Source organism: gamma proteobacterium SS-5, assembly GCA_009497875.2.
GTDB lineage: Bacteria > Pseudomonadota > Gammaproteobacteria > Chromatiales > Chromatiaceae > Magnetovirga > Magnetovirga frankeli.
Window position 1 is genome coordinate 1,440,587 of sequence record CP032508.2, and the last position, 13,512, is coordinate 1,454,098.

Sequence of the window (13,512 nt, forward strand, 5' to 3'; positions counted from 1 at the left end):
AATGGAGGGCGATCAAGTTTAATCAAGTTTTCGGCGGTTGGATAGCGCAATCAGCGCGGCTAATCGACCAAAATTTTACCTGATTACCCACAAAGATCAGCCTCGTTCACACAGGGAGCTATACTTGGTGCAGGAGGTATAACGCCATGAAAAACCGAGTGCAATTCCAGAAAGGCTACAGTCTAACTGAATTTCTGCGTGACTACGGCACGGAGGAACAGTGTCGCCAGGCCCTGTTTCGATGGCGCTGGCCAGAGGGCTATGTATGTCCCGAGTGTGGTGGCCGGAAGTACTGCACCCTGCCATCCCGGGGTGGACTGTTTCAGTGCAATCATTGCCATCACCAGCATTCATTGACCAGTCGCACGATCTTTGACTCCAGCAAGCTACCGCTGACGACCTGGTTTCTGGCCATGCACCTGCTGACGCAGGCGAAGACGGGGCTGTCCGCCTTGGCACTGCACCGGCAACTGGGCGTCTCCTACAACACTGCTTGGAGCATGAAGCACAAGCTGATGCAGGTGATGAAAGAACGGGATGACGGCTATACCCTATCCGGGACCATCCAGCTGGATGATGTTTACTGGGGTGGAGAGCATCGGGGTGGCAAGGTGGGTCGCGGCTCACCCAACAAGACCCCCTTTGTGGCGGCGGTTTCCACCACTGACGCGGGCCATCCGCTGTACATGAACCTGCAGGTAGTCAAGGGATTCCGCTCTGCCGAGATCCTGAAGTGGTCTCGCAACCAGTTGGCACCCGGCAGCACCGTCTACAGCGATGGTCTGGCCTGCTTTCGCGCCGTCACGGCCGCGGATTGTCAGCACATCCCGATTGTCACCGGCGGCGGTCCCGATAGCGTAAAGCATGAGGAATTCACCTGGGTCAACACGATGATCGGCAACGTCAAGAATGCCGTCACGGGTGTTTACCATGCCATGCAGCATAAGCACCTGCCACGCTATCTGGCTGAATACTGCTACCGCTTCAACCGACGCTTTGCTCTGGAGACGCTCCTGCCCCGGCTGGGCTGGGCCGCTGCACGAACGCCACCGATGCCGTACCAGCTCCTGAAGATGGCTGAGGTTTATGGGTAATCAGGAAATTTTATGCGGCGGCTAACTCCGGCGGTGCGTCGAAATAGCGGGCCATCAGCGCTTGCAGGGTGGCCTCGGCGGTTTCGGCCATGCGGGTTTGTTGAGCCTGGGTCGCTCGGATAGCTTCGACTCGTTCCGCAAACAGGCGCTGCATCTCGACCGGCGGCAAAGGAATCGGGATCGTCTTGAGTCGAGCTTTGGAAATGTTGGGCATCGAGTTCGCAGCACCGGTTGCGAGCGCTTGAATAGTTGGGCGCATGGGGCTGGAGCCAAGAACTGCCCAGAGGTAACGGGGCGTCATCTTGATGGTTTCGTTGGGGACGAGGCGGAAAATCGTATCCGCCAGCATCAGATTGCCCGGCGCTTCCTCGACATAGGCAACCGCTCCAACCAGTTCCCTCGTGTTTTTTCGTGTAAAGAGAACATCACCCACATGGACTTTGATCTCCGCCCTGGGGGATAACGTATCAGGAAGTATTTTGTTTTCGCTCGGCCTGTAATTGCCATAAGTGACTGCACTGAGCTTCAAAACACCCCATTCCTCTTCCTTCGCCGGCCTATTTCCACATTTCGGGCTCCAGCCTCCATCAATGCGTGTCAGAACTTCGCCAAGGGGGCGCAACTCCCACCCCCGCGGATTCTCTACCGGGTCGCCGAACATTTCGATGAACAGAGCGGGGATGATCTCGCTAGCCTTTTGCTCGGCCTGGCGACGCAGGCGGCAGATGCTGTCGGCGTGGTTGAGGATGTCCACAATCCGGCGTTGTTCGGGGAGGGGCGGGAGCGAGATAACGGTTCGCTCAAAGTCTCGCTTGGTAACGTGGCGCATCGTAGAGCCGTGAGTCTTTTGCAGCAACTTTACGATCTGGCTTTTAAGTAGAAAAAAGAGAAAATCTCGCTCCACTCTATTTGAGGGAGTGACTTTAAAAATGTGCTGATTTAATAGCGCCTCTCCTCTGTCCCAAATAAAAACGCCAAGGCTGGCACTCCACGAGAACAGAAGGTCACCGCAATCTACATGATATTGCTCAGGAACGACTCGGTTAGTTTTGTTCAGGGCCTCAGATGTGCCGGTGAGATTTTGAATTCGGATAATTGGCAGACCCTCTTGGCCCCAATCTTCAGGCTTAAAGGCAAAGCCGTTTTGGAAATTTGCGATTTCTCCCAGGGTGGTCTTTGTCCAGTCACTCATTACACAGCCCTTCCTGATCTAGATCGGCAGCTATAGCCAGCAATGCGCCGACGCAACAAGCTGAGACCGCTACGGGTGCAGGCGACCATCAAGCCGCAATCCGCTCGCGCCATTCGGCGATTTCCACGGTGCTGTGCTTGCGCCGGGCCTCGGCTACCATGGTCTCCAGTTGTTCAGCAGTGGCGTCTTCCAGCCAGTCTTCGCCGCAGCATTGACAGACCAGGGCGGGCACATGGCGGATGACCACCACGCCAAAGCCCAGGTCAGTGGTGAAGGTGGTTTCGCCGGGGGCGCATTCGCCGCCGCAGAGGGGGCAGGGTGCGTTCATGGTTTGATCCTCGTCTTCAGGTCCGGGCCGAAGTGCTCGGCATCGGGGCGGTAGCAGGTGATGACATAGCAGGTGGCGCTGGCCTTGTCGAGAGCAGCGACCACATGCAGGGGCGGTTCCTGGTTGGCATGGAGCAGGGCGCTGGGGATTGGCCGGTCCTCGGGATAGCTGGCGATAATCTCGCCCTGGCGCAGGCTGGCCAGCACCTCGGCGCGGCTGATGCCGCGCTCCAGCATGCGCTCCAGGGCGTGCTTGCGCCATTGGATGCGGCCGCTGTCGAGACAGTGGCGCAGGTCGGCCAGGTTCCAGCTGAGTCCTGTCATGGCGCTGGGTTGGCCTCGGCTGGCCCGCTGGTGCGTTCCGCCGCCAGCTTTTCCGCCAGGGCGTCCACCTCGTTGAGTATCTCTAGCTCGATGGCCTTGAGTTCATCCACCAGTTCCGCCACGGGCCGATGCTCGATCTGGTTGCGCGAGAGGGGCCGGTAGCGACCGGCAGAGAGGTTGAGGTCGTTGGCGCGCAGGGTCTCCAGATCGGCGAACCACCAGTTTTCCGTCCATTCTTCCCTCACCCCTGGCCCCTCTCCCTCAGGGAGAGGGGAATTGTATTGTTGCCATCTTTGCCATCTTTGCCAGCTGGCTTCCCGTTCACGATAGGCCTGGACCAGGCCGGGCAGGTCGTCGGCGGCGATGGGGGTGTCGTGGTTGGCGTCGAGCTTGTAGCCGTCGTTGTCGGCGTGGAGAAAGAGGACGCGCTGGGTGCCGGGCGGCTCATGGGGCTCGGGCTTGCGGAAGAAGAGCACGGAGGTCTTGACCCCGGAATAGGGCTGAAAGACGCCACCGGGCAGGGAGAGCACGGCTTCGACAGCGTGGTTTTCCAGCAGTTGTCGGCGCAGCTCCTTGTGCGCTCCGGTGGAGCCGAACAGGACGCCCTCGGGGATGACCACGCCACAGCGGCCGCCGGGGACGAGGTTGTCCATCATGTATTTGAGAAAGAGGATTTCCGTGGCGGTGGTGCTGCCAATGCGCACTTCATCGATGATGCGGTCAGCATCCAGGCGGCCGGAGAAGGGCGGATTGGCGAGGATGACGTTGTAGCCGTTGAGGGGCAGACCCAGTTCCGCCTGACGGGCCGGGTCAAGGCTGGTGGTCAGCACATTGCGGCGCAGGATGCGCACATTGGCCAGACCGCGCAGGGTGAGGTTCATGGTGGCCAGGCGGACCATCTTGATGTCCACGTCGTTGCCGAAGAAGGTTTCGTTGTGCAGCTTGGTGACCTGTTCCCGGCTGAGGCGGTCGCCGGAGCCGCGCCATTGCTGCTTGCCGTCCTGGTCCAGGGTTTCGATGGCGTCCGGAGAAGAGTGGGCGAGGCGGATGTGGTTGTAGGCGGCGACCAGAAAGCCGGCGGTGCCAGCGGCCGGGTCGAGGATGGTTTCGCCGATCTCGGGGTCGATGATTTCCACGATGGTGCGGATGATATGGCGCGGGGTGCTGCGTCTGCGCCATCGCCCCTATCTGGCGTGCCATAGAGGGCCTGATTGAGGTCATCAATCAAGGCCTGCAGCTGGGCATCGTCACCAAAGAGGGCAAAGGCGCGTTCGATACCGCCATTGTGGCTGAAGGGTGGTTCGGTGAAGTAGTAGAGTTCAAAACGGTCCTGGCTAAGGGCATTGGCCTTGATCTGCTCGCCCAGCATGCGTAACAGGCGCAGTTGGTCGCTGTTGAAGTGATGGGCTTGCAGCCAGGCCTCAAAGCGTGCGCCCAGCTCCAGGGTGCGGGCCTCGCCGGCATCGGTGCGGATTTCGTTGCCGTCTTCATCCAGGGTGATCCAGCCCCGGGTCATGGGGTCGATGTGGTCATCCACGTCCAGCACCAGCAGCTTGCGCGGGGTGCTGGGGCCTTTCGGCGGCTGGCTCTGGATGACAAAGCCGCCCTCGGCATAGTCATCTTCGGCATCACCGTGAAAGGCGGTGACGCCAACAAAGTCGAACAGGGTAAACACCGGCTTGGTGACGGTGACGCCTTTTCTGGCCCCTCGGCCGCGCATCTGCTGGTAGAGGATGGCGGATTTGGTGAAGCGGGCCATGACCAAATTGACCACGTCCGGGTAGTCAAAGCCGGTATCCAGCATGTTCACCGAGACCATGATCTGAGGGAATTTCTCTTTCTTGAAGCGCTTGATGCGGGTGCCGGCGTCGCTGGTGTCGTCCTCGCCGCTGAGCCCGGAGACGACAAAGTCGGCATAGCGCACGGCGGGGTCCGGTTTGCGGTCGGCAAATTCCTGGTCAAGCATCTGCGCCAGGGTTTCGGCATGGCGCTTGGTGACGGCAAAGACAATGGTCTTGCCGTCCAGGGCATAGCGGTGGCGACCATCGGGGCCTTGGTAGCCCTCGTCAATGATCTTGCGAAACTCCCTTACCATGGCGCGGTTACGCTCGGGGATGGTGAATTTCCGCTCCAGGGCGTTGGGATCGACGGTGATGCTGTTCCGGCCGGCAAAGAGCGCTTCCCATTCGACCCGCTCCTCCTCGGCCATGGTGTCCCAGGGCAGTTCCTCCCGCTTGACCTCAAAGCCATCCGTGGAGGCGGTCTTGACCGTTTGCGCGTGGTAGATATGGTAGGGGACCAGATGACCCTCGCTAATGGCCTGCTTGAGGGTGTAGCGAAAGGTGGGTTCGTCCAGCTCGAAAAAACGCAGGGTGTCGCGCACAAAGGCGGCGTCTTCCTGGTCGGCCAGTTTGTCCAGCACCCGCTGCGGGACTTTACAGGGGGTGGCGGTAAGTCCTACCTGGATACCATCGAAATACTTGAGCACACCGGACCATTTGCCGTAGATGCTGCGGTGGCATTCGTCGGTGATGATGAGGTCGAAATAGCCCGCCGAGTAGTCCCGGTAGATGTTGATCATGCTTTGCAGGGTGGTAACGGTAATGCGCTTTTGGTCCTGAAAGCGGCCTCTCTTCAGCACATAGGCCGGGTACTCGCTGAGGTAGTCAGTAAAGGCCTCGTCCACAGCCTGGTTGGCCAGCGTGATGCGATCCACCAGAAACAGCACGCGGGTAACCCGGTTGGCTTCAAACAGGCGCTTGATCAGGGCGGCGGCGGTGCGGGTCTTGCCGGTGCCGGTGGCCATTTCCACCAGCATCTTGCGCTGACCCTGGTTGATGGCCTGGCAGATGGCATTGATGCAGTCCTTTTGGTAATCCCGCCCGGCGATCTTGTTGTCGATGGGAATGTCCATGGGGTCGCGGCGCAGGGTGCGGCTGGCCACACGTCGCTCCAGGTCTGCCTGGGCAAAAAAGGTTTGCACCGGGTGCGGATGGGCTTCGCTGGCGTGGTCCCAGAACCAGATTTCTTCGCCATTGCTGAGGAAGATAAAAGGCACCTCAGCGAGCTTGGCATAGTGCAGGGCCTGCCCCTCCGCCTCGACCGGATTGATACTGGCGCGTTTAGCCTCGACCACCGCAAGGGCGCGTCCATGTCGGTCACAGAGCAGATAATCGGCCTTGGTGCCATCCGGCAGCAGGTATTCGAAATGCACGCTAACGCCATCGGTCAGTGTCCAGCCGATATCCTTGAGTTGCGCATCAATTTTGGCCCGGGAAAAGGCCTCGTTGGAGTTTCTGGGCACGATTGAATTCCGTCTGTGTCGCTTGGAGGCTGACTATGCCACAGATTGGGGGCAGGGTGACATGGCGTTGATCGATATGGCCTGCCGCCGGATAGCGCTCCGCCAGCTCGGCCTGCTCAATCCGGTCGATAATCGCCTGCTCGGTGCGCTTGCTCATCTCCACATAGCTGTCGCGCGCCTCGCGGTAGATTTCCTTTGCCTCATCCGGCAGTGCGCCCCACTGCGGCATCAGCTCCTTGTGCGCCTTCTTGCGGTTCATCTCCTGGCCGATCTTAATCTTCAGCTCCTTGATTTCCACATTCCAGGCCTCGCGCTGCTTGCCCGCCGTGCCTGGCGCCCCAGCCATGAGGCGCTGAATCTGCTCGATGCGCCCCTGCGCCTGCACCACATCGATGATGGCCTTGTAGGGCTTATCGGGATCCACCCCGGCTGCCGTGGCCGCGTGCATCATCTCCGCCAGTTTGTCCGATGCCTGCTTGCCCAGCTTCTGCCAGCGCTCGGCCAGCTTGGCCGCCGCGTCCGCCATCTTGTTACGCTCGGTCTGCATGGTCTGCACCGCCTTGACCATGCCCTTGATCTGCGGCACACGGCCCTCCGACACCTCCGCCAACTGGCGCAAGGTCAGCGCCCCCAGCCTGGCGCCGTAGGTCTTATCCCAAGCGCTTTTCAGCGACTCCTTGAGGGATTTGACGGTCGATTCACGCGCCTCGTTGAGGTTGTCGAACAGGCGGGAATCGTCGTTGGGGTCGGGACTTTGCGCTGGGGCGGCGCGGGAGAACTTGGGCTTGTCGCCGGCTTGTTCGCGCTTGAGCCAATCAGGGCGCTTGTCTTCGGTGGTGGGTTGGCCTATGCTATTGGTATCGGCTGGCCGGTCAGGGATGGGTGAAATCCCCGTTGAAGCACTATGACTTCTGCCCTGACTGCGCCGGTCCGAGTAAAAGGTAATCAGTGTCTCTTTCTTTCCATTCTTGCCGACCACGGCCCGGAATCTCACCCCGTCCTTATTTAACGTGTAGATTCTCTTGCTTCCATCTGTGGTTAGCTCACCCCGCCTGATCACTATCCCAAGGTCTAGTATTTCTTGCGCGGTCACCCGTCCTTGCTTTCCGCTGAAGTGCTTGAGGAGAATGTGTATCGCTCCCGCCTTTCTCCCGCCCGTGTTGAGGACCACGAAATCACGCACGGAGGCTAGGTCAGACTTTCTAACAGCCGCACTGCTCTTTTCTCCCGACATAACGGCAGCAATGCCAGCCTGCTCACTGGTTAGATCGCGGCCATCAATCTCCGCGATGAACTGATCGATGAGGCGTTTCAGTTCACCCTTATTGCTATCTACGCTCCCCGTCATCGCCGCCACACCACCATCAAACCGCACAATGCGCTGCTCTCTCGGTGTATCGTTGGTGTCGTCAGGGAATGCTGCGGAATCCATGCCAAAGCGGGCTTCAGTGTTTCTGGCTTCGGCTTCACCCGCGAGACGCTTGTAAGCGGAATAGGCTAAACCGCGCACAAGTCGGTTTACATCCTCCTGGTACCGGTTAGCTCTGCGCGTATCACCACGCTCGACCGCTTGCGCTATATTCGCTAGAAGCCTCTCGTATCTTGACCGATTCCTTTTATCTCCACCTATCAATTCTTCTATGTCAGATGTCAGCCGCATTTCTGCCGGACTACCACCAATAGCGAAACCCTCGATCGCTTGAATTACATGCTGCACCTCATGCAGCAAGACAGATAGCGCCCGATCTGCACTCGGCGCTGTTACGGTTATCTGCTCACTCAAGTCAAACAGCCCCTCATCGCTACGATCAACAAACGGCTGATATTCTCCAGATGCGGTCTTCTCTGAGGGGTCGATATAAAGCACTATTGGAATGTCTCGAATTTCCGGGTAGGCGTCAAATAATGCTGGATGGTCTAGGAAATCAGAAACAACTCCTGTCGATCTGCCTATTTCCTTTATTGACGCCGCATTATCGTTAATCCAGAACCGCCACTTGCCATCCACATCCTTGTACCAGCCCGTCTCGCGCCAAATCGTCCGCGCATCCGCGCCATCAGTCTCCATCTGCTCAGCCCTGGCCAGCCTGTCCGCATTCGCGGTCCTGGCGTTACGGCCAGCGAAGGAACCACTCACCACCTCGCCATCCTCGCGCACGCGCCCATCGGCGGCGCGCTTCATGTCGTACCGAGCCATGGCCATGATGTCATCGACCGTCAACTGCACCGGCACGCGCAGGCGGCGCAGGCCGGCGCGGACCATGGCGACGAAATCACGCATCAGGTTGCCGATCTTCTGGCCGAAGGTGCGGTCCACCCAATCCATGAAAGCGCCATCGATGGCGCTAAAGCCATTCTCGCGCCCATGGTTGGCCACCACCTCCACCAGGTAGGTCGGCGCCTCATCGATGTCGATGATGTTGCCGTCCGCATCCATGGCGCCGGCCGACTGCATCCGCCCGCGCACCGTGGCAATAACGCCGCGCGCCCGCTGGGGTAGCCGCTGGGGATTGTTGAGGATATTGGCCGCCGCCTGATTCACCGCCTCGCGCTGGGCGCCGTGAGTGACTTCGTGCAGCACCACGCCGGGCGCCGTGTCGGCGTCCAGGTTATCGCCGACCAGGAAGGTCAGGCCGGATTGGGGATCGAACAGGCCTTGGATTTGACCGTTCTGGGAGAAGAAGATAGCGCCCTCGCGGCCCATGGGTCCGCCGGTTGCGCCAGTGTCACGCTTCCAGTGAATGCCGACATACGCCTCTCCACTATGCTCCTTGGCTCGCGCATGAGCCTCGCCGAGAATCTTGAATATATCCCGGCGCCCAAGGCTGTCTTGCTCGCCCTTGAATCGCGTGTAGTAGGTGGTTCTGTCGAAGGGCATGGGGACAAGGTTGCCGTCCTTATCCTTCGCCGACTCTGCCCAGCCAAGCGCTGCGTAATAGTCGTAGGTTTTGCTGGATGATATGGGTCCGTTGATGGCCAGCTCGCCGGTTGGCGTAATGCCGACAAACAGGAATGGGCTGTCATTCAGTCCTTCGGCGAGCTGTTCCTTGCCGAAGAACTCCAGGATCAGGACGCCATCTTGTTCTCGCTGCTTGACGGAGTATCCGGAGAAAGGCCCAAGAGGCTCCTCATAAGCGCGAATTCTTCCGCTTCCTCTTCTGGGGTTAGCGGCGGACTGTCTGGACCGATTATAAATTGCACGGGCCGAGGGGGACGTGGGATCGTACCTAAAGGCGCCCTCTGACTGAGCGGATAGGAAAACAGACGCGGCATCTGCGAGGGCTTTGACTTCTGATTCACTGATCTGATCCTCTGGGGTTCCTCTCTCAAGCATAACCTCCCGGTACACTTTTTCAAGCTCTGCGTTCGAGCGATACCAATCTTCTCCCCGCTTGCTCAACTGCAGCGCCGCCCGCGCCTGCTCCAGCGTCCTCCCGGTCTTCTCCGCAAAGGCCCTGGCCAGGTCCGCCTCGGCCTGTACAAACACCAGCCCCCCGCGCAAGCCCTTCTCTCCACGCGCAATCATCTTGTCCAGCGACCGCGACAGATTGCCGAAGCGCTCGGCAAACACCTGGCGAATGGCGCTCAAGGTGGTGCCGGCTGCCCGGCCTTGGCGGCGTGAGGTCTGGGGTGCGTCGTCGGCCTCTACCTCATCCGCTGCCGCTTTGCCATTGCCGGCCTTTTCGTCGGCGCGCTCTTTAAGTATCCGCTCCACCTCGGCCAGTCGGGTCAGCTTTTCGCCCAGCTCCTGCTCGCTCTTGAAGGGCTCTTTGGCCTGATCTTCAAATACCGACAAATCGGACTGGGCGCGCTGCAGGTTTTTGCGGTAGTTCTCCGCCTGGCTGTAGGCGGCGGTGCTGTCCAGGTCGCGCTCAAACTGGCGCAGGGCATCGCGCAGGCCTTTGGACATTTCTGTGCGCGTGCCGTAGCCGCGGCCGACCAGGTTGTAACCCATGGCCGAGCCATCATCCAGCTTGACACTTAGCTCAATTCCAAGGTACTTCTTGATGTAACTCATTCCGTGAGTCTGAATTCCCAAGAAGCAACTTGATTCCAAAGCCGCCTACAGACAACCAGCATTAGCCACAGGAAAAGGTGTACCAATAGGTGTACCTGTAAGATCATGATGGCTAATAAGATGCATTTTAAATAAGGCAATAATGGTCACACTCAATAATCAGGTGCAATTGAGTGAGAGACGCGGAAAAATAGATCGTAGGTCGGGTTAGCGCAGCGTAACCCGACAACCTTACTGCGCTAACCCGACCTACAGTTGAATGACCAAGCCAGACACGCCTACCGCTATGCGCCTACTGATCGCCCAGATCCGCCAGGCGATACCCTTTGACGCGCCCCAGGCGCGTATTTGCGCCGGACCCTGCGCGTCTTGTTCCCTGAAGCTGCTGGAGTACCTGGAGGCGGAGCTGGACAGCTGGGAGTTGCGTCTGGCGCAGGGTGAGCGGCCGGGTCTTGCCGAGCTTTCCCGATTGGCCAAAAGTGCGCGCAGGATCCAGCGGGCACTGCATCGCAATGGCCTGCTGGATAGCCATACACCGCTTGCGGGGGAGGAAGAAGGCAGGCAAAAAGGCTGAAAGGAGACCGCTGTGGCCGACCCTGGCATGGGTTCCAGGCCCCTTATTCAGGTAATATGCAAGGCATGGAGATGACCCAGCTGCTGCAAAAGATCTTCGAGCGCGTCTTCGCCCCCGGTCATCCGGCCGGGGCGGCAGAGCAGGATGCGCTGCTGCACCAGGCGGTGGACCACCTGGTGCAGCGGATCGATCCCGGCCTGTGCGCCCTGGGTGATTATCAGGCGCGGCTGCGGCCGGCGGTGGAGCTGGCCCTGGAGCATATCGACGGCATTGTCGAGGCCGTTCCCGAGGGCTTCGTCTGTAGCCGTCGGAACTATCTGCAGGATCGCCGGGTCAATGCCTTCTTTGTCAGCCCGGACCACCTCAGTGAGGTATTCAGCGCCAGCCGTGAGTTGCGCGACCTGTTTCAGGCCGATGCGGCCCTGGAGCAGGCCTGGGGGCTGCTGTGTATGCGCCGTCGGCAACAGCGTCGGCTGGGCATGGGCCTGCTGGGTGATACCCTGGTGCGCGATCTGGCGCAGCAGGTGGTCAGCTTCGGCAAACATCAGCTGCTCTCCCCCGGCGAGGACCTGGCAGCGGCACGCAAGGCGCTTAAGTGCTGCATTTTCAATAACCTGCTGGACTACATCAAGACCGGCCTGGTGACCGGGTCGGATGACCGGGCGGCCAACTTTGGTGGCGGCGGTGGGGACAACGGCGGGGCCAGTCCCAGCGCTATCGCCTTCCGCGCCCCGGTCAGGGCCATGCCCCTGCGCCAGCGCCTGCAGCGGGTAGTGGAGGGCCTGCGGCAGCCGCAGCGCTTTGTCCGTCTGCGCCAGCTGGAGCTAAGGCTGGATCGCATGGGGGTGATGCAGGAGGCCGCCGATGTGGACCGGCTGCTTGAGCCCCTGCGGCTGAGCGAGATCGAAATCGCCGGTCGCGGTGCCCGGGTTGCCGCCCTGGTCGCCGTGCGCCGGGAGGACCTGTTGCCGGCCCAGGATATGGCGCGCAATGCCGAGATATTTCTGGCCATGTAGGAGGCCCCATGCGTCGCTTGCTCTGTACCCTATTGATGCTCTTTCCCCTTGGCGCGGCTGCCGGCGAACTGCTCGGCTACGGGGTACGCCCCTGCGAGGACTATCTGCGCACCTACCAGGGCTGGGAGCAGGACCAGCCCAAGGCCGTGATGGAGTATTTTCACTATCAGGATTGGCTGGCCGGTTTTATCTCTGGCCTGAACTACGCCACCGGCGATGATCAGCTGCGCGGGGTCGGCATCCCCGGCGTGCTCAGGCGCAACCGCATCCACTGTCAGGAGCGACCCAATGACGACTTTTTCACTGCCACCATGGCCCTGATCAGGGGCCTCAAGGACCTGCCCTGATGTCAGGTAAAACCCCGCGCCCCATCCCTTGGCTGCTGCTCCCCCTGCTGCTGGCAGGGGTCGGTAACGGCCTGGCAGCGGAGCTGTGGCGCGAGCCCACCACCGGCATGGAGCTGGTCCGGCTGCCGGCCGGCTGTTTTTCCATGGGTGATGGCTTTGGTGATGGCGAGCACAACGAGCGGCCGCTGCATGAGGTCTGCCTGGATACATTCTGGATCGGTCGGCACGAGGTCACCCAGGGCCAATGGCAGGCACTGATGGGGGACAACCCCTCCGCCTATCCCGGCCAGCGCTATCCGGTGGAACAGGTACGTCTGGATGAGATCGAGGAATTTATCCGCCGTCTCAACCAGCTGGGGCAGGGCACCTTCCGCCTGCCCAGCGAGGCGGAGTGGGAATACGCCTGCCGCAGCGCCGGGCAAGGGCATAGGTTCGCCACCATCGATGGCCACTTCAGCCCCAGCGGGGTCAACACAGATGCCGAGGACGACCCCTGGCCGGAGACCGCCCCGGTGGATGAGTTGGCCGCCAACGCCCTGGGCATTCAGGGCATGTCGGGCAATCTCTGGGAATGGGTGGCGGATATCTACGCCGCCGATGCCTACAGCAAGCACAGCCGGGACAACCCCCTGTACAGCCAGCAAGGCCCCAGCCGCGTGGTGCGCGGCGGTGCCTGGTCCCACGCGCCCCACTTCGCCCGCTGCAGCAAGCGGCACATGCATTGTCGGCCCACGGTGCGCTACGACATCATCGGTTTTCGACTGGTGCGCGAGCCTTGAATCAGGGGCCAGGCGGGGACAGGGATGAGGACTACATGCGCAGGGCCCTGGAGCTGGCCCGGCGCGCCGAGGCCGAGGGGGAGGTGCCCGTGGGTGCCCTGCTGGTGCTGCATGGCCAGGTCATAGGTCAGGGCTGGAACCGGCCCATCGCCGCCCACGACCCCAGCGCCCACGCCGAGATCATGGCCCTGCGCCAGGCCGGGGCCCGGCAGAAAAACTATCGCCTTCCGGCCAGCGCCCTCTATGTCACCCTGGAGCCCTGCGTAATGTGCGCCGGGGCCATCATCCATGCCCGGGTGGAGCGGGTGGTCTATGCCGCCAGCGATCCCAGGGCGGGCGCGGCCGGCTCCCGCTTCGATCTGCTCCCCTCAGACCAGAGGTTCAATCACCACACCTGGTGCGAAGGGGGGGTGCTGGGCGAAGAGGCCGGCCAGATGCTGCGGGCATTCTTTCGCCAGCGGCGCCAAACCCCTCGGCACTCGGGCACATAGGGCGGCCCCTGGCCGCCACGCCCTTAATCCAGGTAGCCCGCAGCGC

The 13,512-nt window shown here is 60.8% G+C and carries 11 protein-coding genes; 6 read left to right on the plus strand and 5 right to left on the minus strand.

From position 1 onward, the window contains the following. Positions 1–146: 146 nt before the first annotated feature. Positions 147–1,094, plus strand: coding sequence for an IS1595 family transposase (locus D5125_12010; protein QFY90149.1), 948 nt, complete (start codon positions 147–149; stop codon positions 1,092–1,094). Positions 1,095–1,104: 10 nt separating this feature from the next. Here D5125_12010 and D5125_12015 read toward each other — a convergent pair whose 3' ends face one another. The 5 genes from D5125_12015 to D5125_12040 all read right to left on the minus strand — a co-directional run bounded on the left by D5125_12015 (position 1,105) and on the right by D5125_12040 (position 10,259). Further along, positions 1,105–2,286 carry a restriction endonuclease subunit S gene (locus D5125_12015; protein ID QFY90150.1) on the minus strand — a complete coding sequence of 394 codons (1,182 nt, stop codon included), beginning with the start codon at positions 2,284–2,286 and terminating at the stop codon, positions 1,105–1,107. 88 nt (positions 2,287–2,374) lie between these two features. Continuing rightward, the gene (locus tag D5125_12020; protein ID QFY90151.1) at positions 2,375–2,614 is read right to left on the minus strand and encodes a type II toxin-antitoxin system MqsA family antitoxin; all 240 of its coding nucleotides are present in this window, start codon (positions 2,612–2,614) and stop codon (positions 2,375–2,377) included. Next, positions 2,611–2,937, minus strand: a complete 327-nt coding sequence (locus D5125_12025; GenBank protein ID QFY90152.1) for a DUF4258 domain-containing protein — start codon at positions 2,935–2,937, stop codon at positions 2,611–2,613. The genes D5125_12020 and D5125_12025 overlap by 4 nt, the downstream gene beginning before the upstream one ends. 877 nt (positions 2,938–3,814) lie before the next feature. Further along, positions 3,815–6,241 (minus strand): DEAD/DEAH box helicase family protein, encoded by a 2,427-nt coding sequence (locus tag D5125_12035; protein QFY90154.1) that lies wholly within the window; start codon positions 6,239–6,241, stop codon positions 3,815–3,817. After that, positions 6,198–10,259, minus strand: coding sequence for a hypothetical protein (locus D5125_12040; protein ID QFY90155.1), 4,062 nt, complete (start codon positions 10,257–10,259; stop codon positions 6,198–6,200). The genes D5125_12035 and D5125_12040 overlap by 44 nt, the downstream gene beginning before the upstream one ends. 286 nt (positions 10,260–10,545) lie before the next feature. On the opposite strand from D5125_12040, the gene D5125_12050 reads away from it, so the two are divergent. The 5 genes from D5125_12050 to tadA all read left to right on the plus strand — a co-directional run bounded on the left by D5125_12050 (position 10,546) and on the right by tadA (position 13,466). Next, positions 10,546–10,833 carry a hypothetical protein gene (locus D5125_12050; GenBank protein ID QFY90156.2) on the plus strand — a complete coding sequence of 96 codons (288 nt, stop codon included), beginning with the start codon at positions 10,546–10,548 and terminating at the stop codon, positions 10,831–10,833. Positions 10,834–10,898: 65 nt separating this feature from the next. Further along, entirely contained in the window at positions 10,899–11,849 is a 951-nt protein-coding gene (locus tag D5125_12055) for a hypothetical protein (protein QFY90157.2), read from the plus strand. A gap of 8 nt (positions 11,850–11,857) precedes the next feature. Then, positions 11,858–12,196, plus strand: coding sequence for a hypothetical protein (locus tag D5125_12060; protein QFY90158.2), 339 nt, complete (start codon positions 11,858–11,860; stop codon positions 12,194–12,196). Continuing rightward, positions 12,196–12,975, plus strand: a complete 780-nt coding sequence (locus tag D5125_12065) for an SUMF1/EgtB/PvdO family nonheme iron enzyme (GenBank protein ID QFY90159.1) — start codon at positions 12,196–12,198, stop codon at positions 12,973–12,975. The genes D5125_12060 and D5125_12065 overlap by 1 nt, the downstream gene beginning before the upstream one ends. 35 nt (positions 12,976–13,010) lie before the next feature. Further along, positions 13,011–13,466, plus strand: a complete 456-nt coding sequence (tadA, locus tag D5125_12070) for a tRNA adenosine(34) deaminase TadA (protein QFY91148.1) — start codon at positions 13,011–13,013, stop codon at positions 13,464–13,466. The last annotated feature ends 46 nt before the right edge of the window (positions 13,467–13,512 follow it).